Below are 24,591 nucleotides of genomic sequence, written 5' to 3'. Positions count from 1 at the left end.
TTTCCCCCCACGAACCGATGCGCTGGCGCGCCGTGCTGGTGCTGCCGCTGCTGGTGCTCGCGTCCGCGGCGCTGTACTCGCTGCTGGCCACCGTGCTGGCCGGCGCGCTGTTCCCCGAGCAGGCCAACGGCAGCCTGCGCACCAAGGACGGCCGCGTGGTCGGCTCGGCGCTGGTGGCGCAACCGTTCGCCGCCGCCGGCTATTTCCAGCCGCGTCCGTCCGGCGCCAAGTACGACCCGATGTCGGCGGCCGGCAGCAACCAGGCACGCAGCAACCCCGACCTGCGCAAGCGCCTGGACGACACCCGCCAGGCGGTGGCCGCGCGCGAGGGCATCGACCCGGCGCAGGTGCCGGACGACCTGGTCACCCAGTCCGGCAGCGGCATGGACCCGGACATCAGCGTCGAGGCCGCGCAACTGCAAGTGGCGCGCGTGGCCGCCGCGCGCGGCCTGCCACCACAGACCGTCGCCGCCCTGGTCGCCGCGCAGACCCAGCCACGCCAGTTCGGCGTGCTCGGCAGGCCGCGGGTGAACGTGCTGGCGCTGAATCTGGCCTTGGATGCGGTCGGGAATGGGGAAACGGGAACCGGGAATGGGAAGGAGCAAAAGCGGTAAGGCGCGCCGCGCTGTAGGCTTTGCGATTCCCCATTCCCAATTCCCCATTCTCAGCTCCAAATGCCCGACCCCCGCACCCAACAGGCCGATGCCCTGATCGGCGAACTGCAGCGCGAGCGTGGCGGGCGCCTGACCGTGTTCCTCGGCGCGGCGCCGGGGGTGGGCAAGACCTACGCGATGCTGTCGCGCGCGCGGCAGTTGCAGCAGCAGGGCAACAACCTGGTGGTCGGCGTGGTCGAGACCCACGGCCGCGCCGAGACCGCGGCGCTGCTGGAAGGGCTCACCGTGCAGCCGCGGCGGCGCCTGGAGTACCGCGGCCGCACCCTGGACGAGATGGACCTGGATGCGCTGCTGGCGCTGCGCCCGCCGCTGGTACTGGTGGACGAACTGGCGCATCGCAACGCGCCCGGCAGCCGCCACGAGCGGCGCTGGCAGGACGTGCAGGAACTGCTCGACGCCGGCATCGACGTCTACAGCACGGTCAACATCCAGCACCTGGAAAGCCTCAACGACGTGGTCCACCGCATCACCGGCGTGCGCGTCAGCGAGACCGTGCCCGATGCGATCTTCGACCGCCTGCGCGACATCGTCTTGGTCGACCTGCCGCCGCGCGAGCTGATCGAGCGCCTGCAGCAGGGCAAGGTGTATCTGCCCGAGCAGGCCGGGCAGGCGCTGCAGGCGTTCTTCTCGCCGTCGAATCTGGCCGCGCTGCGCGAGCTGGCGATGCAGACCGCCGCCGACCGCGTCGACAACGATCTGCGCGACGTGCAGGCGGCGCAGGGCCGTACCAGCGTCGCGCTGCGGCGTACGGTGATGGTGGCGATCGACGGCCGCGGCCAGTCCGATTACCTGGTGCGGGTGGCGCGGCGCCTGGCCGAGCGCCGCGGCGCGCCCTGGACCGTGGTGACCGTGCAGACCCAGGCGCAGCCCGACGCCGACTGGCAGCTGGAAATCGACCGCGCCTTCGCCCTGGCGCGCCGCCTCGGCGGCGAGGCCGCGCTGCTGCACGGCGCCAACGTCGCCGACACCTTGCTCGACCACGCCGCGCGCAGCGGCGTGTCCACGCTGGTGCTGGGCCGCACCCGCGAGCGCCCGCTGGCGCGCATGATCAACCGCACGCTGACCCAGCAACTGCTGCAACGCGGCGCGCACTACGAACTGGTGATCATCAGTTCGCCGGAGGCGCGCGCCCGCGCGCGGCGGCGCTGGCGCAGCCCCGGGCATTGGCTGTCGCGCGACGACCTGGTGTTCGCCACGGTCGCCACGCTGGCGGCGGTGGCGGTGGGCTGGCTGGCCGAGCGCTGGGTCGGCATCGACGACCTGTCGATGGTGTTCATCGTCGCGGTGGTGATGGTGGCGGCGAAGACGCGGATGGCCGCGGCGGTGCTGGCCGCGCTGTTGAGCTTCCTCGCCTACGATTTCTTCTTCATCGATCCGCGCTACACGCTGCACATCGGCGCGCGCCAGGGCCTGGTCACGGTGCTGCTGTTCCTGGTCGCGGCGCTGGTTGCCGGGCGCCTGGCCTCGCGCCTGCGCATGCAGGTGCTGGCGCTGCGCGCGGCCAACGCGCAGACCACCGCGCTGCAGCGGCTGGGCCGCGAACTGGCCAGCGCCGCCGATCTCGGCCAGGTGCTGGAGGCCGGCCGCCGCGCGCTCGCCGGCACGCTCGACGCCGAGGCCTGGCTGCGCCTGCAGCCGCTGGAGCGCGCGCACGATGGTGCCGACGACTACGCGCCGTCGATGGCCGCGGTGGACCGCAGCGCCGCCGACTGGGCGCAGCGCCATGGCCAGGCCACCGGCCGCTTCACCGACACCCTGGCCGGCGCGAGCTGGTGGTTCCTGCCGGTGCGCCACGAGCGCGGCGCGATCGGCGTGGTCGGGCTGCGCTTCGGCGCCGGCGTGCAGCGCCCGGGCCTGGAGCAGCAGCGCCTGGCGGAGGCGATGGTCGAGGACATCGGCCAGGCCGCACTGCGCACCCGCCTGGTCGCCGACCTGGAGAGCGCGCGGGTCAGCGGCGAGACCGAGCGGCTGCGCTCGGCACTGCTGTCCTCGGTCTCGCACGACCTGCGCTCGCCGCTGGCGGCGATGATCGGCGCGGCCAGCAGCCTGTCCAGCTACGGCCAGGCGATGGACGCGGACGATCGCCGCAGCCTGCTCGACACCATCCAACTGGAAGGCGAGCGCCTGGACCGCTACATCCAGAACCTGCTGGACATGACCCGGCTCGGCCACACCGGGCTGACCTTGAACCGCGACTGGATCGGTGTGGACGAACTGATCGGCTCGGCCGCGCGGCGCCTGCAGCGCTACCAGCCGCAGGTGCGCCTGGACATCGCCCTGGCCGCGGACCTGCCGACGCTGTGGGTGCACCCGGCGCTGGTCGAGCAAGCCATCTTCAACGTGCTGGAGAACGCCGCCAAGTTCTCGCCGGCGGACGCGGCGATCCGCGTCGCCGCCGGCATGGTCGACGGCCGCCTGCGCATCGACATCAGCGACCGCGGCCCAGGCATTCCCGAGGACGAGCGCGCGCGCATCTTCGACATGTTCTACAGCGTCGAGCGCGGCGACCGCGGCCGCCACGGCACCGGCCTGGGCCTGACCATCTGCCAGGGCATGATCGGCGCGCACGGCGGCAGCGTCGAGGCGCTGCCCGGTCCCGATGGCCGCGGCACCACGATCCGCATTACCCTGCCGCTCATCGAACCCGCCGCGCCGCCGTCCCGCCCCGATGCCGACTGAGTCCCACGCCGATCCGATTCCGCCGCCGCGCGTGCTGGTCATCGACGACGAGCCGCAGATCCGCCGGTTCCTCGACATCAGCCTGCGCGCGCAGGGCTACCGCGTGCTGCAGGCCGATACCGGCGCCGCCGGCCTGGCGCAACTGGCCGCGCACGGCGCCGAACTGGTGGTGCTGGACATCGGCCTGCCCGACCAGGACGGACACAGCGTGCTGCGCGAACTGCGGCAATGGTCGTCGGTGCCGGTGATCATGCTGACCGTGCGCGCCGGCGAGGCCGAGAAGGTGCAGGCGCTGGACGCCGGCGCCAACGACTACGTGACCAAGCCGTTCGGCGTGCAGGAACTGATGGCGCGCATCCGCGTGCTGCTGCGCATGCAGCCCGTCGCCGGCGAGGCCGAGCCGGTGTTCGACGACGGCCACCTGCACATCCACCTGGGCCTGCGCGAGGTGCGCCTGGACGGCGAGGCACTGCCGCTCAGCCGCAAGGAGTACGCGCTGCTGGCGCTGCTGCTGCGGCACAGCGGCCGCGTGGTGACGCAGCCGCAACTGCTGCGCGAACTGTGGGGGCCCACTCATCAGGACGACACCCACTACCTGCGCATCCTGGTCGGCAAGCTGCGGCAGAAACTCGGCGACAGCGCCGTCGCCCCGCGCTACATCGCCACCGAGCCGGGCGTGGGGTTGCGCTTCATCGGCGTGCAGTGTCCGTCGGCGTGATGGGGCGTGTCGGCGTTCCCGGGTATCCGTAGGAGCGGCTTCAGCCGCGACCGCTGCGTTCCCGGTCATGCCCGTCGCGGCTGAAGCTGTTCCTACAGCGGCAGCGAGTGCTTTCGGACGCATTGGAACGCGATAGACGGAAGACCAGATGACCTTGTGCCCGCCTCCCATCGTGATCAACCCGGACCACTTCCTGCATACGGAACAAGGGCGCGTCTGGACACCGGAACGCAATCGCAGCGCGTGGCAGCAAAGCCATGACGCCTTGAAGGCGATCCTCGCCGGTGCGTGCGAATCCGCCGGCACCTGGACGGTCGTCATCGTGTGCGGCCTGCAGGGCGCGGGCAAGACCACGTGGATTGCGCGGCAACCGGTACGGCCGTGCACCGTCTACTTCGATGCGGCGCTGCCCGGTACCCGGCATCGGGCACCGATCATCGCCATTGCGAACGCGGCCGGCGCCCGGATCGAGATCGTCTGGATCAAGGTCGCACTGCCTGTTGCGCTCGCGCGGAACCTGCAGCGTGCCGCGGACGAACAGGTTCCGGAGGAGGCGATCCGCTCGGTGCACGACCTCTTCGAAGCGCCGACGCTCGCCGAAGGGGCCGACCACGTCAGCGTCGTCACTCCGGCCCAATGTGCGCCTTGAAGGCTGCAGGCGTGGCAGCGGCGTCCGGCAGCGTGCACATCGCTGCCGCGCCACGCGCTCTGCCGGCTGCTCGCTGACGAGTTCGGCGGAAGGCTGGGGCCGTTCCCACGAAGCAGTGTGTGCGATGGATGCAGCGCTTCAGGCATGACGACCGCGCCTCGCACCGCATCGGTCGTCGGCAGCGATAGCGCATCGTGTGCGCAAGGCCATCGCTCGTGCCGCGATCGCCTTGGCTCGTCGTAGGAGCGGCTTCAGCCGCGACCGTGGCCTTGCCGGTGACGCCCGTCGCGGCTGAAGCCGCTCCTACGAGGGCATGGCGGCATGGCGAGGTTGCAATGGATCAGTACGCGAAAGAGGCTGTCCCGAATCCCGAATCCCGAATCCCGAATCCCGAATCCCGGATTCCGGATTCCGGATTCCGGATTCCGGATTCCCCCTCAAGGCTCCGGCAACACCTTCCCCGGATTGAGGATCCCATCCGGATCCAGCGCGCGCTTGATCGCACGCATCGCATCCAGGGTGGCGGCGTCGAAGGCCTGGTCCATGTAGTCGCGCTTGGCCACGCCGATGCCGTGTTCGCCGGACAGCGTGCCTTCCAGCGCCAGCACCAGCGCGAACAGGCGTGGCAACGCGGCCTGAGCACGCGCGGTTTCGGCGGCGTCGTCCGGCGCGTACATGATGTTGACGTGCAGGTTGCCGTTGCCGGCATGGCCGAAGGCGACGATCGGCAGGTCGAACTCGGCGGCCAGCGCTTCCACGCCGGCGACCAGCTCGGGGATGCGCGACACCGGCACCACCACGTCCTCGTTGATCTTGCCCGGGCGGATCGTGCGCAGCGCCGGCGACAGCGCGCGGCGTGCGGCCCACAGGCGATCGCGCGCGCTGCCGTCGGCGGCCACGTCCAGCGCCAGCAGGCCGTCGCCCTCCGCCGCCGCGCCCAGCGCCTGCAGCGCGTAGGGCAGGGTGTCGTTGTCGCCGTCGGCCTCGATCAGCAGCATCGCGCCGGCCTCGGGCACGTCGCTGCCGTTGCGGCGCAGCAGCGCGATCGCGCTGCGGTCCATGAACTCGAGCATGGTCGGCGTGCTCGGCTGCGCCATCAGTCGCGACACCGCGGCGGCGGCACCGGCGGCGTCGCGGTACAACGCGCGCAGCCCGGCCTGCGCCAGCGGCCGCGGCGACAGCTTCAGCGTCGCTTCCACGATCAGCGCCAGGGTGCCTTCGCTGCCGACCAGCAAGTGGGTCAGGTCGTAGCCGGTGGCGTCCTTGGTGTAGGCGCCGCCGCAGCGGATCACCTCGCCGCTGCCGGTCACCGCGACGAGGCCGAGCACGTTGTCGCGGGTGGCGCCGTACTTCACCGCGCGCGGCCCGCCGGCATTGGTCGACAGGTTGCCGCCGACGCTGCAGATCTCCGCGCTGGACGGGTCCGGTGGCCAGAACAGCCCGTGCGGCGCCAGTGCCTGCTGCAGGTCGCCGTTGAGTACGCCGGGTTCCACCACCGCGCAGCGGTCTGCCGGGCGCAGTTGCAGGATGCGGTTCATGCGCGCGAACGACAGCACCACGCCGCCGGAGAACGGCACCGCGGCGCCGGCAGTGCCGGTGCCGGCGCCGCGCGCCACCAGCGGCACGCGGTGCGCACGGCAGGCGCGCACGATCGCCTGCACCTGCTCGCGGGTCTGCGGCAGCGCCACCGCGTCGGCCAGCGCCCAGCGCCGCGAATCGTCCTCGCCATAGCTGCGCCGGCTGTCGGCGTCGGTGCGCCAGCCCTCTGGGCCGAGCAGGGTGGCGAGGGTGTCGGTGAGCGCGGCGGGCAGCGGTGTGGTCATGGCGAAGGCGGCGAAGAGGAAGACGCGGAGGGCGAGGGCGGCTGCAGCAGTTTCCAGGTGAGCACCGCCAGCGCCAGCGGCAGCCACACCCAGCGCAGTTCCGACAGCAGCGTGGTCAGGCCGCGCGCGCTGAAGAAACCGTTGGCGAACGGCGAGACCCGGATCGGCCGCCACGGCGCGAACCAGCGCTGCTCGCTCCACGGCCAGGCCAGGGCCACGCCGAGGCCGCCGGAGGTCATCGCATCGAGCAGCGGGTGCGAGGCGGTGCAGACGAACAGCCACGCGGCCGCCTGCACCGCGCCGGCGCGCAGGGGCCGGTGCAGCAGCGCGCCGAGCACGCCCAGCACCGCGGCGAACAGCAGCGAGTGGCTCGCACCGCGATGGCCGAAGGCGTCGGCGTAGGGGATGTGCAGGGCGAAGCCGAGCACGTCGGCGTCGGGCAGCATCGCCGCGACGATGCCGGCGCCGAGCAGGCGCGTGGAGATGCGCCCGCGATCGGCGGCGGCCCACAGCGCCAGCGGCACCGCGGCGTGGGTGAAGATGCTCGGCACCTCAGCAATCCTCGGCGCGAAACGCGTCGCGCAGCCAGGTCAGCCGCGGCGGATCGCCTTCGGCCTCGACCACGTCGAAGCGGCACGGCCAGCTGGCGTATTGCGGATGCGCGGCCAGGAACAGTTGCGCCGCCAGCAGCAGGCGGCGGCGCTTGCGCAGGTCGACCGAGGCCACGCCACCGCCGAACGCGGTGCTGCGCCGGTAGCGCACTTCGACGAACACCAGGCTCTGCGCCTGCTGCATTACCAGGTCCAGCTCGCCGCCGCGGAAGGCGACGTTGGCGGCGATCAAACGCAGGCCGGCGCGCTCCAATTCGGCGCGCGCCGCCGCTTCCACCGCGTTGCCGCGTCGGCGCCGCTCAGTTTCCATCGGGCAGCGGGGTCGGGCGCCCGCCGCTGAAGGTGGACCAGGCCGGGGTGCGCACGATGTTGCCGAAGCCGTCCAGGTGCAGCACGCCGGTGGCGCCGCGCAGGGCGCTGTCCTTGCCGGTCGCCAGCTTCTCCAGGTACGCGGTGATCTGCCAGGCGTCGTAGCCGAACGCGAACAGGCGCCCGGCCGGGCCGCGCGCGGTCGGCAGCATGTCGGCCACGCTGGTCGCCGCCGGCAGGCCGCCGACGCCGCGCACGTTCCACAGTTCGCTGGGGTAGACGATGCCGTCCAGCACCAGGTCGTCCTCGGGCTTGCCGGTGCCCAGCACCAGCTGCGAGGTCGCGACCCGGGTCTTGCCGGCGAAACCGGCCAGTGCCAGCTGTGGCGCCAGCGCGCGCGCGGTATTGCCCTTCACCGCCAGCAGCACCGAGTCGGCGGCACCGGCGTTGCGCAGTTGCGCGGCGATGTCGCCGGGCGTTTCGGCCACGCTGATGCTGCCGGCGACCTTGCCGCCACGCTCGCTGAAGCGGTCGCGGAACGCGGCCACCGCACGGCGGCCGTTGTCGTCGTTGCTGCCGATGACCAACGTATTGCTGCGCTCGTGCGCCAGCAGGTACTCAGCGGCGGCGATGCCGTCGTCCTCCGGGGCCAGCGAGAAGCCGGCGCTGCCGCCGGGCGGGGCGTGGGTGCCGCGGTTCAGCGCCAGCACCGGCACCGGCAGCGCGTCGCGCGCGAACAGTGCGGTGACCTCGTCGCGGCCGAGCGGGCCGACCACGAAGTCGGCGCCGCCATCGACCGCCTTCTGGTAAGCGGCCAGCGCCCCGGCCGGGGTGCCGGTGGTGTCGATGAAGTCGATCGGCGGGCGCCGCCGGGTCTCGCCGTAGTAGCCGGCGAGCAGGCCGTCGCGTACCGGCGCGGCCGCGGTGGCCAGGCTGCCGCTCAACGGCAGCAGCACCGCCAGCTTGGCCGGCGGGCGGTAGCCGTCGCGCTCGGCCGGCGGCCGCTTGCTGGTGTCGAAGCCCCACTGCTCGCCGCGGTCGAATGGGCGCGGCAGTGCCAGGCCGCGGCTCAGCAGGGCGCGGCCGACGAAGTTGTACAGCGGGTCGCCGGCCGGCAGCGCGCCGGCGCGGGCCTGCAGGGTGGCGTCGTTGAGCGTGGCCAGCTGGCGCACGATGGCGCGCTGGTTGTCGCTGCGCGTCTGGCCGCTGAGGCCGTTGTCGGCGCGGGCGCGTTCGTCCAGCGCCGCGTTGGCGTCGCCGGTGCCTTCCAGCGCCTGCGCGCGGGCCAGGTGCCAGCGCGCGCGCAGGTTCTGCGGCACCGCCTGCGGATCGCTGCCCAGCGCCTGCAGTGCCTTGGCCGGCTGACGGTCGGCCAGGGCCAGCTCGGCCTCGACCAGCGCCACCCGCACCTTGCTCAGCGGCGGCAACTGCCGCGGCTGTACCTGCGCCAGCAGGCTGCGCGCGCGGGCGGCGTCGCCGGCCTCGTACCAGGCGAAGGCGGCGTCGCCCAGCAATTGGTTGCGGGCGCTGCCGGTGGCGCCGGCGGCCTGCGCCTCGAGCTGCTGCGCCGCGTCCCGCGGCTTGCCCTGGTCCAGCAGCGCCAGCGCGGCCGATTGGGCCGGCGAGGCGCTCGGCGTCACGCTGGTGGTGGCGCAGCCGGCGATCAGCAGCGCCAGCAGCGACAGGGCGGAAATCCTTGCGAATCGCTTGTTCATTTCTGGTCCATTCGGCTGGGCACGCCGGGCGCGCCGGGGAAAACCGCTACGATTCTACCCTTGACCATGGAAAGCCCGTAGATGAGCGCCCAGCCCGGAACCCTGCACGTCGTCGCCACGCCGATCGGCAACCTCGCCGACCTGACGCCGCGCGCCCAGGAGACCCTGCGCTCGGTGGCGGCGATCTGCGCCGAGGACACCCGCCGCAGCGGCCAGTTGCTGGCCCACTTCGGCATCGAGCGGCCGCTGCTGGCGCTGCACGAACACAATGAGGAGGCGCTGTCCCAGCGCATCGTCGCGCGCCTGCTGGAGGGCCAGTCGCTGGCCCTGGTCAGCGACGCCGGCACCCCGCTGGTCAGCGACCCCGGCTACCGCCTGGTGCGCGCCGCGCGCGCGGCCGGGGTGCGGGTCAGCCCGGTCCCGGGCGCCTGCGCGGCGATCGCCGCGCTCAGCGTGGCCGGCCTGCCCAGCGACCGCTTCGCCTTCGAGGGCTTCCTGCCAGCCAAGGCCTCGGCGCGGCGCGAGCGCCTGGTCCGGCTGGCCAGCGAACCACGCACCCTGGTGTTCTACGAAGCCTCGCACCGCATTGCCGAGTCCCTGGCCGACTGCCGCGCCGCCTTCGGCGACGCCCGCCCGGCGGTGCTGGCGCGCGAACTGACCAAATTGTTCGAGACCGTGCTCGACGGCACCCTGGCCGACCTGCACGCCCGGGTCGAGGCCGACGACAACCAGCGCAAGGGCGAGTTCGTGCTGATGGTGCAGGGCGCCGGCGACGATGCCGACGCGCAGCTGGCCGAAGGCCGCCGCGTCTACGCCAAGCTCAGCGAACACCTGCCGCCGTCCACCGCCGCCAAGCTCGCCGCCGAACTGACCGGCGCTTCGCGCAAGGCCTTGTACGGCGGGTGAGGCAACGCGCAGCGCCTGCCTGCTGGCGATCAGGAACATGTTGCCGACTGCACGTGCGACAATACGCACGGCGGAGCCGGCCAGACAGTCGCGTCATCCCCTCGCATTTCGGTGCGGCGGGATGCCGAGGAAAGTCCGGGCTCCATAGGGCAAGGTGCCAGGTAACGCCTGGGCGGCGCGAGCCGACGGACTAGTGCAACAGAAAGATACCGCCTACGTCTGCGCAAGCAGGCCGGTAAGGGTGAAATGGTGCGGTAAGAGCGCACCGCGAGTCCGGTAACGGACCGGCACGGCAAACCCCACCTGGAGCAAGACCAAATAGGGACCTCATGGCGCGGCCCGCGTCGGGTCCGGGTAGGTTGCTTGAGCGTACCGGTGACGGTGCGCCTAGAAGAATGACTGTCCACGACAGAACCCGGCTTATCGGCCGGCTCCGCCACCTTCTTCTTTTACAGACGCGCTCCCGCGCTCGCTTGTTCCGCTCGCCGGTCAGGCGCTGACGCCGGCGGCGCGATGGATGCGGGCTTTCGCCGTCTGTCTGTCGTCCCCGTCGCCTTCCATTGTGGGAGGGACTTCAGTCCCGACTGCACAAACCCGACGTGCCGGCACTGGTTCGCCCCGCCATCGCGGCTGAAGTCGATGCCTGAGCGCAGGCGTCACTGCTTTCCCGCGTCCGCTCCCAGGTCCCGGTTCTCCAGCCGCGTCTCCCCCAGGAACACCCCGTCCGGGCCGAACCGGCGCTCGTGGATCCAGCCGTGACCGGCGGCGTCCACCGCGACGATGGTGCTGGCGCGGGTGCCGTAGTCGTGGCCGCGGATGAAGGCCGGCGACAGCCGCCGTTCCAGGTCCGGGCCGACCCCGGTGTCCGGCAGGTCCGCCAAGTCGGCCAGGGTCTCGTCTGCCAGCGCCCGCCACAGCGGGGCAAGGTCGTCGTCGCCGGCGGCGATCCAGGCGGTCACCGCCGCGCGCAGGCGCAGGGTCTTCGGCCAGGGCGCGTCGAGCGCGCCGTTGGACATGCCGTGGACGCCGGGCGCCAGGGCGCTGCGGCCGGGCGGGTGGTTGCCCACGTAGGCGGCGCCGGCGGCATCGGCCAGCAGCAGGTTGAACGGCGGATAGGCGTCGGCGCGCGCCGCCAGCGCGTCGGCAAAGGCCGCGGCCGGCTCCGCGCCGGTCAGGTAGTCGGCGATCAGGGCGCCGCGCGAGGCGCCGGACATCGCCGCCAGCGGGTCGCGCACGTTGGTGACCACGGCGCAGCGGCCGGCGTCGTCCAGTCCCACCCAGGTGCCGCCGGAGCGCAGGTCGCGTCCGGCCAGCAGGCGTTGTGCCGGGGCCGGCCAGCGCTGCAGCGGCGCGGTCGGACGGGCGTGGAATTCGTCGCGGTTGCCGACCAGCAGCAAGCGCCATCGCGGGTGCGCAGCGTGCGCGAGAACGACCAGACACATGCGCCGCAGTGTGCGCGCTTGCGCAACGCGGCGCGAGTGCAGGGGGCATGTCGACGGCCGGTGACGACCGCCTTAACGCCCCGTACACAGGCCTGAATTTCCGTTCAATCTCAAAATTTGAGACGAAACAGTAACTTGTGGATAAGCCTTGAACAAGTCTCTAAAGATCGTTGCAAACCATTGATCCCGCTAGCGATTTGCCGCTCGCAAAGTTGTTGACAACCCGTTGCGCACTGCTAAGGTGGGCACTTGAGGGGAAACCGGGTTTTTTGTGGTTTTTCGTGGTTCAATGACCGCCCAGGCGGATTCGGAAAGGTGCAGGCGTCGTGTTTCAGGGCGAGACCGCAATCACTGTGGACGACAAGGGGCGTATGGCGGTTCCCACCGCGTACCGCGACCTCGTCGCGCGCGTGAGCGGCAATCGGCTGGTGCTGACCTACAACCCGTTCGAGGCCGGCTGCCTGTGGCTGTATGCGGAAAAGGAGTGGGAGCGGGTCCGTGACGACGTCATGGCCAAGCCCAACACCCAGCGCGTGGTGCGGGTCCTGCAGCAGAAGCTGGTGGGTTCGTCGGCCGCGCTGGAGCTGGACGCCAACGCCCGCATCACCATTCCGCCGAGCCATCGCGCCGCGGTGGGCATTGAAAAGCGCGCCGTGCTGTTGGGCATGGGCGACAAGTTCGAACTGTGGAGCGAGCAGGCTCATCGCGCACTGATCCAGCAGACGTTGTCTGACGAGGATCTGGGCGATGGATTGCTCGATCTGAAGTTGTGAGTCGGGGTGTCCGGATGCGCGGACAGGCGCAGGCCGGTCACCTCCCGGTGTCGCAACCATCGGCGGCGCATGTGCCGGTGTTGTTCGCGCAGGTCCTGGACGGGCTGCAGGTGATCGAAAACGGAATCTATCTGGATGGCACGTTCGGGCGTGGCGGACACGCGCGCGGGGTGCTGCACAAACTCGGCCCAGGAGGCCGGCTGCTGGTGATGGACAAGGACCCCGAGGCGATCGCCGAAGCCGAACATGCGTTCGGCGCCGACGCGCGCGTGTCCATCTATCGCGGCAGCTTCGCCGAACTGGGCCACTGGGACGCCGCGGTCGCCCTGGACGGGGTGCTGTTCGACCTGGGCGTGTCCTCGCCGCAGCTGGACGTGGCCGAACGCGGCTTCTCCTTCGGCAAGGACGGCCCGCTGGACATGCGCATGGACCCGGAGGCCGGCGAGAGCGCGGCGCAGTGGCTGGCGCGCGCCGACGAGCGCGAGATCGCCGACGTGCTGTGGACCTACGGCGAAGAGCGGCAGAGCCGGCGCATCGCCCGCGCCATCGTTGCTCGCCGCGAGAAGCAGCCGCTGACCCGCACCGCCGAACTGGCCGAGCTGATCGCCGGCGTGATGCCGCGCGGCGACAGCAAGACCCATCCGGCCACGCGCAGCTTCCAGGCCATCCGCATCCACATCAACCGCGAGCTGGCCGATCTGGAGACCGGCCTGGACGCGGCGCTGGCCCGGCTCAAGCCCGGCGGCCGCCTGGCGGTGATCAGCTTCCACTCGCTGGAAGACCGCATCGTCAAGCAGTTCATGCAGCGCCACGCCAAGGCGCCGCCGAGCAACCGCCGCCTGCCCGAAGCCACCACCTTCGTGCCGACCCTGCGCCTGCACGGCGGCGCGATCAAGGCCGACGCCGACGAACTGGCGGCGAACCCGCGCGCGCGCAGCGCGGTGCTGCGGGTGGCCGAGAAGCTGGGAATCGGGAGTCGGGAATCGGGAATCGGTAAAGGCGAAAGCAAGAGCGCGCTTCCCGGGACGGAAGGTTTCCGTGCGCAGTCGACCGGCTCTTCCCCATTCCCCATTCCCGTTTCCCCATTCCCGCCGGCTCATGGCGCGCTCCACAGGAGCGCCCCATGAGCCGGCTGCTGCTGCTCGTGCTGCTCGCCTGCACCATCGCCTCGGCGATCGGGGTGGTGTACATGCGCCATCGCCATCGCCAGTTGTTCGTGGAGCTGTCGCGGCTGGAGCACAACCGCGACGAACTGAACATCGAGTTCGGCCGGCTGCAACTGGAGCAGGCGACCTGGGCCGAGAGCAATCGCGTCGACCAGGTCGCGCGCGAGCGGCTGGGGATGAAGTTCCCCGAGACTGGCGACATCGTGGTGGTGCGCCCGTGAACAAGACCGGCCGCAACCGCCCCCGCAGCAACTTCAACCTGCGCGGCCGCCTGGCGCTGGTCGGCGCGGCGCTGGGCCTGTGTTCGGTGACGCTGATCGGTCGTGCGGCCTATGTGCAGCTGATCAACAGCGACTTCTACCAGCGCCAGGGCGAAGCGCGCTACCTGCGCGAACTGCCGATCGCCACCTCGCGCGGCATGATCACCGACCGCAACGGCGAGCCGCTAGCGGTGTCCACGCCGGTGGAATCGATCTGGGTCAACCCGCAGGAACTGCTGCGCAGCCCGGACCGCATCCCGCAGCTGGCGCAGGCGCTGGAGCTGCCGGTCGACGAACTGACCGCCAAGCTGTCGCAGAAGGCGGACAAGGAGTTCATGTACCTCAAGCGCCGGATCAATCCGGACAAGGCGCATGCGGTGGTCGCGCTGGGCATTCCCGGCGTGTTCTCGCAGCGCGAATTCCGCCGCTTCTACCCGCAGGGCGAAGCGATGGCGCACGTGCTGGGCTTCACCAACATCGACGACCGCGGCCAGGAAGGACTGGAGCTGGCGTTCGATTCCTGGTTGCGCGGCAAGCCGGGCGCCAAGCGGGTGATCCGCGACCGCAAGGGCGCGATCGTCGAGAGCATCGACCTGGTCAAGCCCGCGCAGCCGGGCAAGGACCTGACCCTGAGCATCGACCGCCGCATCCAGTTCCTGGCCTACAAGGAACTGCGCAACGCGCTGGTCGAGAACAAGGCCGCCGGCGGCTCGATCGTGATCATGGACGTGGCCACCGGCGAGATCCTGGCCATGGTCAACCTGCCGACCTACAACCCCAATGCGGTCAACGGGGTCAACCCGGACGTGCGCCGCAACCGCGCGGTCACCGACCTGGTCGAGCCGGGCTCGACGATGAAGCCGCTGACCATCTCCACCGCGCTCAAGGCCGGGGTGGTGACCAAGGACACGCTGATCGACACCAACCCCGGCTACATGTCCGTGGGCCGCTTCACCATCAAGGACGTGCCGCGCAACAACGGCGTGCTGACCGTGACCGGGGTGATCACCCGCAGTTCCAACATCGGCGCGGCGAAGATCGCGGCCAAGCTGCCGGACCAGACCTTCTACGACCAGGTCCACAGCTACGGCTACGGCAGCTCCCCGCACAGCGGCTTCCCCGGCGAATCGGCCGGCGTGTTCCCGTCGCCGGCGCGCTGGAGCGGTTCGTCCAAGACCACCATGTCCTACGGCTACGGCCTGTCGGTGACGCCGCTGCAGATCGCCCGTGCCTATTGCGCGCTGGGCAACGGCGGCCGCCTGGTCACTCCGACCTTCGTCAAGGGCCAGCACGAGGACAGCAAGCAGGTGCTGGACCCGGCGATCGCCAAGGAAGTGGTGGCGATGATGGAGACCGTGGTCACCCAGGGCGGCGCCAAGGGCGCGGCGATCCTGGGCTACCACGTGGCCGGCAAGACCGGCACCGCGCGCAAGGCCGGCCCCGGCGGCTACGAGCGCGGCCACTACAACGCGCTGTTCGCGGGCCTGGTGCCGGCGAGCAACCCGCGCTTTGCCACGGTCATCGTCATCAACGACCCGCAGGGCGCCAAGTACTACGGCGGCCTGGTGTCGGCGCCGGTGTTCCACAACGTGATGGAAGGCGCGCTGCGCCTGATGGACGTGCCGCCGGACGATATCCAGTCGTGGCTGGCCGCACAGGCCGCCGGCAAGAGCGGCCATGCGCCGCCGCCGGCACCGGTGGAGCCGGATCCGGCCACCGTGCCCGACGCCGCCGCCGAGGTCGATGCCGCGCTGCCCAGCGCGCGCGCCGTGGCGCCGCCGGCGCCGGCCGCGTTGCCGGCACCGCTGCAGGAGACACGCCAGTGACCCGCGCCATGTCGCTGTCGCAACTGCTGCCGGGTGTGGCGCTGTCGCACGATGTGCAGGTGTCCGGGCTGGTCATGGACAGCCGCGCGGTGCGCCCGGGCGATGCCTTCGTGGCGATCGCCGGGTTCGGCGCGCACGGCCTGGGCTTCGTCGAGCAGGCGCGCGCCAACGGCGCCGTCGCCGTGCTATACGACCCGCCGGCCCCGGCCGAGCTGCCGGCGCCGGCCGACGCGATCGCGGTGCCGGGCCTGCGCGCGCGCATGGGCGCGATGGCCGACCAGTTCCACGGCCATCCGTCGCAGACCATGACCATGGTCGGGGTCACCGGCACCAACGGCAAGACCTCCACCGTGCAGTTGCTGGCGCAGGCCTGGCACCTGCTGGGCACGCGCAGCGGCAGCATCGGCACGCTCGGCGCCGGCCTGTACGGGCAGGTGCAGCCGACCGGCTTCACCACGCCGCTGGTGCTGCCGCTGCACGCGCTGCTGGCGCAGCTGCGCGACGCCGGCGCGCAGGCGGTGGCGATGGAAGTCAGCTCGCACGCGCTCGACCAGGGCCGCGTGGACGCGGTGCATTTCGACGTGGCGGTGTTCACCAATCTCACCCGCGACCATCTCGACTACCACGGCGACATGGCCGGCTACGGCGCGGCCAAGGCGCGTCTGTTCGCCACGCCGGGGCTGAAGTCGGCGGTGATCAACCTGGACGACGCGTTCGGCCGCGAGTTGCTGGCCAAGTTGGACCCGGCGCTGCGCCGCATCGCGGTCAGTTCGCGCGGCCAGGACGGCGCCGAGGTGCGCGCCGAGGCGCTGCGCCTGGACGCGCGCGGCATCGGCTTCACCCTGGCGATCGGCGAGGAGCGGCATCCGCTGCAGTCGCCGTTGCTGGGCCGTTTCAACGTCGACAACCTGCTGGCCGTGGCCGGCGCGCTGCATGCGCTGGACGTGGCACCGGTGCGCATCGCCGCCACCCTGGCGCAGTTGCAGCCGATCCGCGGGCGCATGAACCGGCTCGGCGGCAACGGTGCGCAGCCGCTGGTGGTGGTCGACTACGCGCATACCCCCGACGCGCTGGAGCAGGCGCTGCAGAGCCTGCGCGCGCACGCGCAGGGCCGCATCACCTGCGTGTTCGGCTGCGGCGGCGAGCGCGACACCGGCAAGCGTCCGCAGATGGCGGCGATCGCGCAGCGCCTGGCCGAGCGCGTGGTGGTCACCGACGACAACCCGCGTGGCGAGGACGGCGATGCCATCGTCGCCGACATCCTGGCCGGCTTCGACGGCATGCAGACGGTGCAGGTGCAGCGCGACCGCGCGCAGGCGATCGCCATGGCGGTCGCCGCCGCCGGCGCCGAGGACATCGTGCTGATCGCCGGCAAGGGCCACGAGCCCTACCAGGAGATCGCCGGCGTGCGTCATCCGTTCGACGACACCGAGGTCGCCGCGCAGGCCCTGCGCGCGCATGCGGCGGAGGCGGCCCGATGAAGCGCCTGCCGTTGTCGATGATCGCGCACTGGGCCGGCGCCGAGCTGCACGGCGACGACGTGGCGATCGACGCGATCAGCCACGACACCCGCAGCCTGTCCGCAGGCAGCCTGTACGTGGCGCTGCGTGGCGAGCGTTTCGACGGCCACGCCTTCGTTGCCGATGCCGCCGCGCGCGGCGCCAGCGCCTTGCTGGTGGAGCGCGTGCAGCCGCAGATCGAACTGCCGCAGATCGTCGCCGCCGACACCGAGCTGGCGTTGGCGCGCATCGCCGCCGGCATGCAGCGCGGCCGCGCCACCCGCGTGGCCGCGATCACCGGCAGCAACGGCAAGACCAGCGTCAAGGCACTGCTGCTGGCGATCCTGCAGCACGCCTGCCGCATCGACGGCGGCAACGTCTACGCCAACCCCGGCAACCGCAACAACGAGATCGGCCTGCCGCTGGCGGTGATCGAGGCGCCGGACGACGCCGACTATGCCATCTACGAAATGGGCGCCGGCAAGCCGGGCGACATCGCCTATCTCACCGACATCGCGCCGCCGCAGGTGTCGCTGGTCAACAACATCGCCGCCGCGCACCTGGAGCGCATGGGCAGCCTGCTCGGCGTGGCGCAGACCAAGGGCGCCATCTACACCGCGCTGCCGGCCGACGGCACTGCGGTGATCAATGCCGACGATGCCTTCGGCCTGTGGTTCGAGCAGCGCCTGCCGACGGGCGAGGCGCGGCCGCAGGTGCTGCGCTTCGGCCTGCAGCCGGGCGCCGAGATCGGTGCCGCGCAGGTGCGCATGGCCGCCGACCGCACCCAGTTCGTGCTGACCACCCCGCGTGGCGATGTCGAGGCGACGCTGCCGCTGCCGGGCCGGCACAACCTGCAGAACGCCCTGGCCGCCGCCGCGCTGGCGCTGGCGCTGGGCGTGGCGCCGGCACGCATCGCCGGCGGCCTGGCGCAGGTGCAGCCGGTCCCCGGTCGGCAGATCACCCACGTGCTGCCCAACGGCGCGGTGCTGATCGACGACAGCTACAACGCCAACCCCGGCTCGCTGGCCGCGGCGATCGACGCGCTGGCCGCAGCCGGCGGCGAGCGCTGGCTGGTGCTGGGCGACATGCGCGAACTCGGCGCCGGCGCCGAAGCGCTGCACGCCAGCGGCGGCCGCCGCGCGCGCGACGCCGGGCTGACCCGGCTGTACGCGCTGGGTCCGCTCAGTGCCCACGCCGCGCAGGCCTTCGGCGAGAACGGCCGGGTGTTCGACAGCCACGCGGCGCTGATCGAGGCGCTGCAGCGCGATTTGGCGGCCGTGGCCGGCACGCGACAAACGCAGGATCAAGAGCAGGAAGTGAAGCAGATGCATGAGACCACCGGCGCGCCGTCCCATGGCGCGCTCCAGCCGGCCGCGGCCACGCTCCTCGTCAAGGGCTCGCGCGGCAGCGCCATGGACACCGTGGTGCGTGCGCTGCTGAACCAGGCACAGGAGGCGCCGCATGCTGCTTGAACTCGCCCGCTGGCTGCAGCAGCTCGAAAGCATGTTCGGGCTGTTCGGCTATCTGACCTTCCGCGGCATCCTCGCGGCGCTGACCTCGCTGTTCCTGTCGCTGTGGCTGGGCCCGGCGGTGATCCGCAAGCTGGCGCAGTTCAAGGGCGGCCAGCCGATCCGCCAGGACGGCCCGCAGACCCACTTCTCCAAGGCCGGCACCCCGACCATGGGCGGCTCGCTGATCCTGCTCACCGTGCTGCTGTCGGTGCTGCTGTGGGGCGACCTGCGCAACCGCTACGTGTGGCTGGTGCTGGCGGTGATGCTGGCGTTCGGCGTGATCGGCTGGTACGACGACTGGATCAAGATCGTGCGCCGCGACCCGAACGGGCTGAAGTCGCGCTGGAAGTACCTGCTGCAGTCGATCTTCGGCCTGGCTGCCGGCCTGTTCCTGTACTACACCGCCGACGTGCCGGCGGCGATCACCTTCTACATCCCGATGTTCAAGTCGATCGCGCTGCCGCTGGCCGGGATCAGCTTCGTCGCCATCGCGTATTTCTGGATCGTCGGCTTCTCCAATGCGGTCAACCTGACCGACGGCCTGGACGGCCTGGCGATCATGCCGACCGTGCTGGTGGCCTGCGCGCTGGGCGTGTTCGCCTATGCCTCGGGCAACGCGGTGTTCTCCGCCTACCTGAAGATCCCGACCATCCCCGGCGCCGGCGAACTGATCATCATCTGCGCGGCGATCGCCGGCGCGGGCCTGGGCTTCCTGTGGTTCAACACCTATCCGGCGATGGTGTTCATGGGCGACATCGGCGCGCTGGCGCTTGGCGCGGTGCTGGGCACCATCGCGGTGATCGTGCGCCAGGAACTGGTGCTGGTGATCATGGGCGGCGTGTTCGTCATCGAGACCCTGTCGGTGATGATCCAGGTCGCCTCGTTCAAGCTCACCGGCAAGCGCGTGTTCCGCATGGCGCCGATCCACCACCACTTCGAGCTGAAGGGCTGGCCGGAGCCGCGGGTGATCGTGCGCTTCTGGATCATTTCGGTGGTGCTGGTGCTGGTCGGCCTGGCCACGTTGAAGGTGCGCTGATGAACGACGCTGCCCGCCAAGCGACCCGCCTGGAGGCCATCGGTGGCCGCTACGACCCGTGGCTGCTCGGCGCCGCGGTGGCGCTGGCGTCGCTGGGCGTGGTGATGGTCGGCTCCAGCTCGATCGAACTGACCACCAGCCCGTTCTACTACCTCAGCCGCCACCTGCTGTTCCTGGCCGGCGGTGTCGGCCTGGCGATCTGGGCGATGCGCACCGAACTGAAGAACATCGAGCAGTACAACCAGTTGCTGCTGCTGGCCTGCTTCGGCCTGCTGCTGGTGGTGTTCGTGCCCGGTCTCGGCAGCACCGTCAACGGCGCGCGGCGCTGGATCAACCTGGGCATCTCGCGCTTCCAGACCGTGGAAGCGGTGAAGGTGCTGTACATCGTGTGGCTGTCCAGCTACCTGGTGCGCTTCCGCGACGAGGTCAACGCGACCTGGCCGGCGATGCTCAAGCCGCTGGGCGTGGCGGTGGCGCTGGTTGGCTTGCTGCTGCTGCAGCCGGACTTCGGTTCCTCCACGCTGCTGCTGGCGATCACCGCCGGCATGCTGGTGCTGGGCGGGGTGAACCTGCCGCGCATGTCGATGCCGATCGTGATCGGCCTGCCGGTGTTCGCCTTCATCGCGATCCTCGAGCCGTACCGCCTGCGCCGCATCACCTCGTTCCTGGATCCGTGGGCCGACCAGCTCGGCTCCGGCTACCAGCTGTCCAACGCGCTGATGGCGGTGGGCCGCGGCGAACTGTTCGGGGTCGGCCTGGGCGGCTCGGTGCAGAAGCTCAACTACCTGCCGGAAGCGCACACCGACTTCATCTTCTCGGTCATCGCCGAGGAGCTGGGCTTCGTCGGCGTGTGCCTGATCATTTCGCTGTACGCGCTGCTGGTCGGCCGTGCGTTCTGGCTGGGCATGCGCTGCGTGGAGATGAAGCGCCACTTCTCCGGCTACATCGCCTTCGGCATCGGCCTGTGGATCAGCCTGCAGAGCTTCGTTTCGGTCGGCGTGAACCTGGGCATCCTGCCGACCAAGGGCCTGACCCTGCCGCTGATCTCCGCCGGCGGTTCCAGCGTGCTGATGACCTGCGTGGCGATGGGCCTGCTGCTGCGCGTGTCCTACGAACTCAACCGCGCCGAGCGCCAGGTGGCGCTGGTGCGCAGCGACGCGGCGATGCCGGTCAAGCAGACCGTGGACAACGCCGAGGACCTGCACGCCGCGCGCGAGGCCAGCGCCAGCGCGGTCGCCGCGGCGATCCAGGGCGGCGCTCCGGGGCGCGGCACCAGCCGCATGCAGCCGCGCGTCGAACCCACGTTTGGGAGGCTCGGATGAGCGCCTCGGCGTCCGCCTCCGCTGCTGCCTCCGCCGCACCGGTGATGATCCTCGCCGGCGGTACCGGCGGACACATCTTCCCCGCGCTTGCCGTGGCCAAGGTGCTGCGCGCGCGCGGCGTGCCGGTGGTGTGGCTGGGCGCGGCCGGGCGCATGGAAACGCGGCTGGTGCCGGAACACGGCATCGAGCTGGACACCATCGAGATCGGTGGACTGCGCGGCAAGGGCGCACTGGCCCTGTTCGGCGCGCCGGTGCGGGTGATGCGCGCGGTGCGCGCCGCCGGCTTCGTGCTGCGCCGGCGTGCGCCGCGCGCGGTGATCAGCTTCGGCGGCTTCGCGGCCGGTCCCGGTGGCCTGGCCGCGCGGCTGCTCAAGCTGCCGCTGCTGGTGCACGAACAGAACCGTGCGCCAGGCCTGACCAACAAGGTGCTGGCGCGGGTCGCACGACGCGTGCTGACCGGCTTCCCCGGCAGCTTCGCCACGCGCGAGGAAGCGGTGGGCAACCCGGTGCGCGCCGAGATCGCCGCGCTGGCGCCGCCGGCGCAGCGCCTGGCCGCGCGCCACGGCGCGCCGCGGCTGCTGGTGCTGGGCGGCAGCCAGGGCGCACGCGTGCTCAACCAGGCGTTGCCGCAGGCGCTGGCCGCGCTCGGCGGGGCCGTCGAGGTGCGCCACCAGTGCGGCGAAGCGCTGCGCGAGGAAGCCGCGCGCGCCTACGCCGACGCCGGCGTCGCCGCCAGCGTCGAAGCCTTCATTGGCGACATGGCTGCTGCCTACGCCTGGGCCGATCTGGTGGTGTGTCGCGCTGGCGCCTCGACCCTGGCCGAACTGTGCGCGGTCGGCATCGGCAGCGTGCTGGTGCCGTTCGCCGCCGCCGTCGACGACCACCAGACCCGCAACGCCGAATACTTGGTCGAGCGCGGCGCCGCCGTGCTGCTGAAGCAGGACGACGCCCTCGCCGACCACCTGCAGCGCGTGCTGCGCGACCTGCTGGCACAGCCCGCCCAGCGCCTGGCGATGGCCGAGGCCGCGCGCGAGCTTGCCAAGCCCGACGCCGCCGAGCGCATCGCGGACATCGTGCTCGAAGAAGCCGGGAATGGAGAACCGGGAATGGGGAATGGGTACAAGCACAATCAAGGGCAGAATCACGCAGTGACACACGCAGACACGAACACGCGGCAGGCGCGGATCGCCGCCAGCGCTTCGCTTTTCCCTAATCCCGAATCCCGATTCCCGAATCCCGCCTCCGCAGGAGGCCAACAATGATCCGCCGCCTCCACGACACCGGCGATCTGGTCCGCGCGTTCCCGCGCGTGCATTTCGTCGGCATCGGCGGTACCGGCATGAGCGGCATTGCCGAGGTCATGCTGACCCTGGGCTATGAAGTCTCCGGCTCGGACAACGCCGACAACGCGGCGACCCGGCGCCTGGTCAAGCTCGGCGCACGGGTGATGCGCGGGCACTCGGCCGCCAACGTGCTCGGCACCGACTGCGTGGTGGTGTCCAGCGCGATCCGCGAGGACAACCCGGAACTGATGGAGGCGCGCAGCCAGCGCATTCCGATCATGCCGCGTGCGGCGATGCTGGCCGAGCTGATGCGCTTCCGTCGCGGCATTGCAGTGGCCGGCACCCACGGCAAGACCACCACCACCAGCCTGGCCGCGGCGGTGCTCAGCGAAGGCGGGCTGGACCCGACCTTCGTGATCGGCGGCCAACTGCTCGCCGCCGGCGCCAACGCCAAGCTCGGCGGTGGCCAGTGGCTGGTGGCCGAGGCCGACGAGAGCGACGGCAGCTTCCTTCGCCTGAACCCGCTGATTTCGGTCATCACCAACATCGATGCCGATCACCTGGAGAACTACGGCAACGACTTCGCCCGGGTCCAGGCCGCGTTCGCCGAGTTCCTGCAGCGCCTGCCGTTCTATGGACTGGCGGTGCTGTGCATCGACGATCCGGAAGTGGCCGCGCTGGCGGCGAAGACGCCGCGCCACGTGATGAGCTACGGCCTCAGCGAGAACGCCGACGTGCGCGCCGAGGACGTGGTCCAGGACGGCCCACGCATGCGCTTCACCCTGCGCCTGCCGGAAGGCAGCAGCATCCCGGTGACCCTGGCGCTGCCGGGCCGCCACAACGTGCTCAACGCCCTGGCCGCCGCCGCCATCGGCTGGCAGCTCGGCGTGGCACCGGAGGCGATCGCCAGTGCGCTGCAGGGCTTCGCCGGCATCGGCCGCCGCTTCAACGACCTGGGCGAGGTGACCACCGCCGCCGGCGCGCGCGTGCGCGTGGTCGACGACTATGGCCACCATCCGCGCGAACTGGCCGCGGTGTTCGCCGCCGCCCGTGGCGGCTGGCCGGACAAGCGCCTGGTGGTCGCGTTCCAGCCGCATCGCTACAGCCGCACCCGCGACCAGTTCGACGCATTCGCCGCGGTGCTGTCGGAAGTGGACGCGCTGGTGCTCAGCGAGGTCTACCCGGCCGGCGAGGCGCCGATCCCGGGGGCCGACGCGCGCTCGCTGGCCCGCGCGATCCGCGCGCGTGGCCGCAGCGAGCCGGTCGTGGTCGGCCAGGTCGGCGAACTCGGCAGCGTGCTGCCGGACGTGCTGCAGGACGGTGACCTGCTGCTGATGATGGGGGCGGGCGACATCGGCTACGTCGCCCAGCACATCGCCCAGCACGGCTTCGCCGGCGGAGCGGACGCATGAGCGCACAGACCCTGCCGCCGCCGCGCGTCACCGACCCGGCCGTGTTCGGCCGCGTCGCCGTGCTGCTCGGTGGCAGCTCCAGCGAACGCGAGGTGTCGCTGAACTCCGGCGCCAACGTGCTCGAGGCGCTGCGCAGCCGCGGTGTCGACGCGCAGCCGGTGGACGGCATCCCGGCCTTGCTCGAGCGCATCCGCGCCGGCGAGGTCGACCGCGTGTTCAACATCCTGCATGGCGGCGACGGCGAGAACGGCGTGCTGCAGGGCCTGCTGCGCGCGCTGCACGTGCCGTTCACCGGCCCCGACGTGCTCGGCAGCGCGCTGACCCTGGACAAGATCCGCACCAAGCAGGTGTGGATCGCCGCCGGCCTGCCGACCCCGGGCTTCGCCCGCATCGACGCCCAGGCCGACCTGGCCGCGGCGGCGGCCGCGCTGGGCTACCCGCTGTTCGTCAAGCCGGCCTGCGAAGGTTCCAGCGTCGGTGTGTTCCGCGTGCTGGCCGAGGCCGACCTGGCGCCGGTGCGCGCCTTCGCCGCCGACTACCACGGCGAACTGCTGATGGAGCAGATGGTGCAGGGCGAGGAATACACCGTCGGCATCCTTGGCGACATCGCGCTGCCGTCGATCCGCATCGTCCCCGCCGGCGACTGGTACGACTACCACGCCAAGTACATCGCCGAGGACACCCAGTACCTGTGCCCGGGCATGGACGGCGAGGACGAGACCCAGATCCGCCAGCTCGCCCTGCAGGCGTTCGCCGCCGCCGGCTGCAGCGGCTGGGGCCGCGTGGACGTGATGCGCGACCGCGTGCGCGGCCTGCAGCTGATCGAGGTCAACACGGCTCCGGGCATGACCAGCCACTCGCTGGTGCCCAAGGCCGCGGCGCAACTGGGCGTGGACTTCGCCGGCCTGTGCTGGCGCATCCTGGAGCAGACGCTGTGAAGCGGGGAATCGGGAATCGGGAATGGGGAATGGGCAAGA

At 71.4% G+C, this 24,591-nt stretch carries 21 protein-coding genes and 1 other RNA gene; 17 read left to right on the top strand and 5 right to left on the bottom strand.

The annotated features are described in order from the left end of the window. Positions 1–17: 17 nt before the first annotated feature. The 4 genes from kdpC to M3U25_RS13770 all read left to right on the top strand — a co-directional run bounded on the left by kdpC (position 18) and on the right by M3U25_RS13770 (position 4,720). Positions 18–614 (top strand): potassium-transporting ATPase subunit KdpC, encoded by a 597-nt coding sequence (kdpC, locus tag M3U25_RS13785; RefSeq protein WP_355502055.1) that lies wholly within the window; start codon positions 18–20, stop codon positions 612–614. Positions 615–674: 60 nt separating this feature from the next. Further along, positions 675–3,353, top strand: a complete 2,679-nt coding sequence (locus tag M3U25_RS13780; RefSeq protein WP_355501946.1) for a sensor histidine kinase KdpD — start codon at positions 675–677, stop codon at positions 3,351–3,353. Beyond that, positions 3,343–4,071 (top strand): response regulator, encoded by a 729-nt coding sequence (locus M3U25_RS13775; RefSeq protein WP_242160658.1) that lies wholly within the window; start codon positions 3,343–3,345, stop codon positions 4,069–4,071. The genes M3U25_RS13780 and M3U25_RS13775 overlap by 11 nt, the downstream gene beginning before the upstream one ends. A 148-nt stretch (positions 4,072–4,219) precedes the next feature. Beyond that, positions 4,220–4,720 carry an AAA family ATPase gene (locus M3U25_RS13770; RefSeq protein WP_355501950.1) on the top strand — a complete coding sequence of 167 codons (501 nt, stop codon included), beginning with the start codon at positions 4,220–4,222 and terminating at the stop codon, positions 4,718–4,720. Between the two features lie 437 nt (positions 4,721–5,157). Here the strand turns inward: M3U25_RS13770 and M3U25_RS13765 are convergent, their stop codons facing one another. Genes M3U25_RS13765 through M3U25_RS13750 form a run of 4 tightly spaced genes read right to left on the bottom strand, consistent with a single transcriptional unit; the run spans position 5,158 to position 9,178 of the window. After that, a complete protein-coding gene (locus tag M3U25_RS13765) occupies positions 5,158–6,543 on the bottom strand; it encodes an FAD-linked oxidase C-terminal domain-containing protein (protein WP_355501952.1) in 1,386 nt (461 codons plus the stop codon). Next, the gene (locus M3U25_RS13760; RefSeq protein WP_355501954.1) at positions 6,540–7,094 is read right to left on the bottom strand and encodes a metal-dependent hydrolase; all 555 of its coding nucleotides are present in this window, start codon (positions 7,092–7,094) and stop codon (positions 6,540–6,542) included. The genes M3U25_RS13765 and M3U25_RS13760 overlap by 4 nt, the downstream gene beginning before the upstream one ends. 1 nt (position 7,095) lies before the next feature. Further along, positions 7,096–7,464, bottom strand: coding sequence for a YraN family protein (locus M3U25_RS13755; protein WP_355501957.1), 369 nt, complete (start codon positions 7,462–7,464; stop codon positions 7,096–7,098). After that, on the bottom strand, positions 7,454–9,178 hold the full coding sequence (locus M3U25_RS13750; protein WP_355501960.1) for a penicillin-binding protein activator: 1,725 nt from the start codon (positions 9,176–9,178) through the stop codon (positions 7,454–7,456). The genes M3U25_RS13755 and M3U25_RS13750 overlap by 11 nt, the downstream gene beginning before the upstream one ends. 81 nt (positions 9,179–9,259) lie before the next feature. On the opposite strand from M3U25_RS13750, the gene rsmI reads away from it, so the two are divergent. Next, a complete protein-coding gene (rsmI, locus tag M3U25_RS13745; RefSeq protein WP_267096031.1) occupies positions 9,260–10,084 on the top strand; it encodes a 16S rRNA (cytidine(1402)-2'-O)-methyltransferase in 825 nt (274 codons plus the stop codon). Positions 10,085–10,156: 72 nt separating this feature from the next. Then, positions 10,157–10,523: RNase P RNA component class A (gene rnpB / locus M3U25_RS13740), an RNA gene on the top strand. Positions 10,524–10,740: 217 nt separating this feature from the next. Here the strand turns inward: rnpB and M3U25_RS13735 are convergent. Beyond that, positions 10,741–11,526 carry an NRDE family protein gene (locus tag M3U25_RS13735; protein ID WP_355501963.1) on the bottom strand — a complete coding sequence of 262 codons (786 nt, stop codon included), beginning with the start codon at positions 11,524–11,526 and terminating at the stop codon, positions 10,741–10,743. 326 nt (positions 11,527–11,852) lie between these two features. Between M3U25_RS13735 and mraZ the strand changes: the two genes are divergently transcribed. From mraZ to M3U25_RS13680, 11 genes are read left to right on the top strand one after another with little or no spacing between them, the layout of a single operon-like run. Further along, on the top strand, positions 11,853–12,299 hold the full coding sequence (gene mraZ / locus M3U25_RS13730) for a division/cell wall cluster transcriptional repressor MraZ (RefSeq protein WP_026144304.1): 447 nt from the start codon (positions 11,853–11,855) through the stop codon (positions 12,297–12,299). Positions 12,300–12,313: 14 nt separating this feature from the next. Beyond that, positions 12,314–13,426, top strand: coding sequence for a 16S rRNA (cytosine(1402)-N(4))-methyltransferase RsmH (rsmH, locus tag M3U25_RS13725; protein WP_355502058.1), 1,113 nt, complete (start codon positions 12,314–12,316; stop codon positions 13,424–13,426). After that, positions 13,423–13,686, top strand: a complete 264-nt coding sequence (gene ftsL, locus M3U25_RS13720; protein ID WP_010344441.1) for a cell division protein FtsL — start codon at positions 13,423–13,425, stop codon at positions 13,684–13,686. Before rsmH ends, ftsL begins: the two co-directional genes overlap by 4 nt. Beyond that, positions 13,683–15,551 carry a penicillin-binding transpeptidase domain-containing protein gene (locus M3U25_RS13715; protein WP_263391487.1) on the top strand — a complete coding sequence of 623 codons (1,869 nt, stop codon included), beginning with the start codon at positions 13,683–13,685 and terminating at the stop codon, positions 15,549–15,551. Before ftsL ends, M3U25_RS13715 begins: the two co-directional genes overlap by 4 nt. After that, positions 15,548–17,032, top strand: a complete 1,485-nt coding sequence (locus M3U25_RS13710) for a UDP-N-acetylmuramoyl-L-alanyl-D-glutamate--2,6-diaminopimelate ligase (RefSeq protein ID WP_355501968.1) — start codon at positions 15,548–15,550, stop codon at positions 17,030–17,032. Before M3U25_RS13715 ends, M3U25_RS13710 begins: the two co-directional genes overlap by 4 nt. Next, the gene (gene murF, locus M3U25_RS13705) at positions 17,029–18,522 is read left to right on the top strand and encodes a UDP-N-acetylmuramoyl-tripeptide--D-alanyl-D-alanine ligase (RefSeq protein WP_355501972.1); all 1,494 of its coding nucleotides are present in this window, start codon (positions 17,029–17,031) and stop codon (positions 18,520–18,522) included. The genes M3U25_RS13710 and murF overlap by 4 nt, the downstream gene beginning before the upstream one ends. After that, complete coding sequence (gene mraY / locus M3U25_RS13700) at positions 18,512–19,597, top strand: phospho-N-acetylmuramoyl-pentapeptide-transferase (RefSeq protein WP_010344435.1); 1,086 nt, start codon at positions 18,512–18,514, stop codon at positions 19,595–19,597. Before murF ends, mraY begins: the two co-directional genes overlap by 11 nt. Next, on the top strand, positions 19,597–20,919 hold the full coding sequence (gene ftsW, locus M3U25_RS13695; protein WP_048490518.1) for a putative lipid II flippase FtsW: 1,323 nt from the start codon (positions 19,597–19,599) through the stop codon (positions 20,917–20,919). Before mraY ends, ftsW begins: the two co-directional genes overlap by 1 nt. Then, complete coding sequence (gene murG, locus M3U25_RS13690; RefSeq protein ID WP_355501976.1) at positions 20,916–22,181, top strand: undecaprenyldiphospho-muramoylpentapeptide beta-N-acetylglucosaminyltransferase; 1,266 nt, start codon at positions 20,916–20,918, stop codon at positions 22,179–22,181. The genes ftsW and murG overlap by 4 nt, the downstream gene beginning before the upstream one ends. Further along, positions 22,178–23,614 (top strand): UDP-N-acetylmuramate--L-alanine ligase, encoded by a 1,437-nt coding sequence (gene murC / locus M3U25_RS13685; protein WP_355501979.1) that lies wholly within the window; start codon positions 22,178–22,180, stop codon positions 23,612–23,614. The genes murG and murC overlap by 4 nt, the downstream gene beginning before the upstream one ends. Then, complete coding sequence (locus tag M3U25_RS13680; RefSeq protein WP_355501982.1) at positions 23,611–24,552, top strand: D-alanine--D-alanine ligase; 942 nt, start codon at positions 23,611–23,613, stop codon at positions 24,550–24,552. Before murC ends, M3U25_RS13680 begins: the two co-directional genes overlap by 4 nt. Positions 24,553–24,591: the final 39 nt, after the last annotated feature.

Origin of the sequence: Xanthomonas sp. PPL134 (genome assembly GCF_040595915.1) — a bacterium.
Taxonomy (GTDB): Bacteria; Pseudomonadota; Gammaproteobacteria; order Xanthomonadales; family Xanthomonadaceae; genus Xanthomonas_A; species Xanthomonas_A indica.
The sequence above is the reverse complement of the archived record's forward strand: the minus strand, read 5'-3'. Positions and strand labels throughout refer to the sequence as shown.

Coding starts and splice junctions, on each gene's coding strand:
- kdpC (WP_355502055.1), top strand. CDS start 18: ATGCGCTGGCGCGCCGTGCTGGTGCTGCCGCTGCTGGTGCTCGCGTCC.
- M3U25_RS13780 (WP_355501946.1), top strand. CDS start 675: ATGCCCGACCCCCGCACCCAACAGGCCGATGCCCTGATCGGCGAACTG.
- M3U25_RS13775 (WP_242160658.1), top strand. CDS start 3,343: ATGCCGACTGAGTCCCACGCCGATCCGATTCCGCCGCCGCGCGTGCTG.
- M3U25_RS13770 (WP_355501950.1), top strand. CDS start 4,220: ATGACCTTGTGCCCGCCTCCCATCGTGATCAACCCGGACCACTTCCTG.
- M3U25_RS13765 (WP_355501952.1), bottom strand. CDS start 6,543: ATGACCACACCGCTGCCCGCCGCGCTCACCGACACCCTCGCCACCCTG.
- M3U25_RS13755 (WP_355501957.1), bottom strand. CDS start 7,464: ATGGAAACTGAGCGGCGCCGACGCGGCAACGCGGTGGAAGCGGCGGCG.
- M3U25_RS13750 (WP_355501960.1), bottom strand. CDS start 9,178: ATGAACAAGCGATTCGCAAGGATTTCCGCCCTGTCGCTGCTGGCGCTG.
- rsmI (WP_267096031.1), top strand. CDS start 9,260: ATGAGCGCCCAGCCCGGAACCCTGCACGTCGTCGCCACGCCGATCGGC.
- M3U25_RS13735 (WP_355501963.1), bottom strand. CDS start 11,526: ATGTGTCTGGTCGTTCTCGCGCACGCTGCGCACCCGCGATGGCGCTTG.
- rsmH (WP_355502058.1), top strand. CDS start 12,314: ATGCGCGGACAGGCGCAGGCCGGTCACCTCCCGGTGTCGCAACCATCG.
- ftsL (WP_010344441.1), top strand. CDS start 13,423: ATGAGCCGGCTGCTGCTGCTCGTGCTGCTCGCCTGCACCATCGCCTCG.
- murF (WP_355501972.1), top strand. CDS start 17,029: ATGAAGCGCCTGCCGTTGTCGATGATCGCGCACTGGGCCGGCGCCGAG.
- mraY (WP_010344435.1), top strand. CDS start 18,512: ATGCTGCTTGAACTCGCCCGCTGGCTGCAGCAGCTCGAAAGCATGTTC.
- ftsW (WP_048490518.1), top strand. CDS start 19,597: ATGAACGACGCTGCCCGCCAAGCGACCCGCCTGGAGGCCATCGGTGGC.
- murG (WP_355501976.1), top strand. CDS start 20,916: ATGAGCGCCTCGGCGTCCGCCTCCGCTGCTGCCTCCGCCGCACCGGTG.
- murC (WP_355501979.1), top strand. CDS start 22,178: ATGATCCGCCGCCTCCACGACACCGGCGATCTGGTCCGCGCGTTCCCG.
- M3U25_RS13680 (WP_355501982.1), top strand. CDS start 23,611: ATGAGCGCACAGACCCTGCCGCCGCCGCGCGTCACCGACCCGGCCGTG.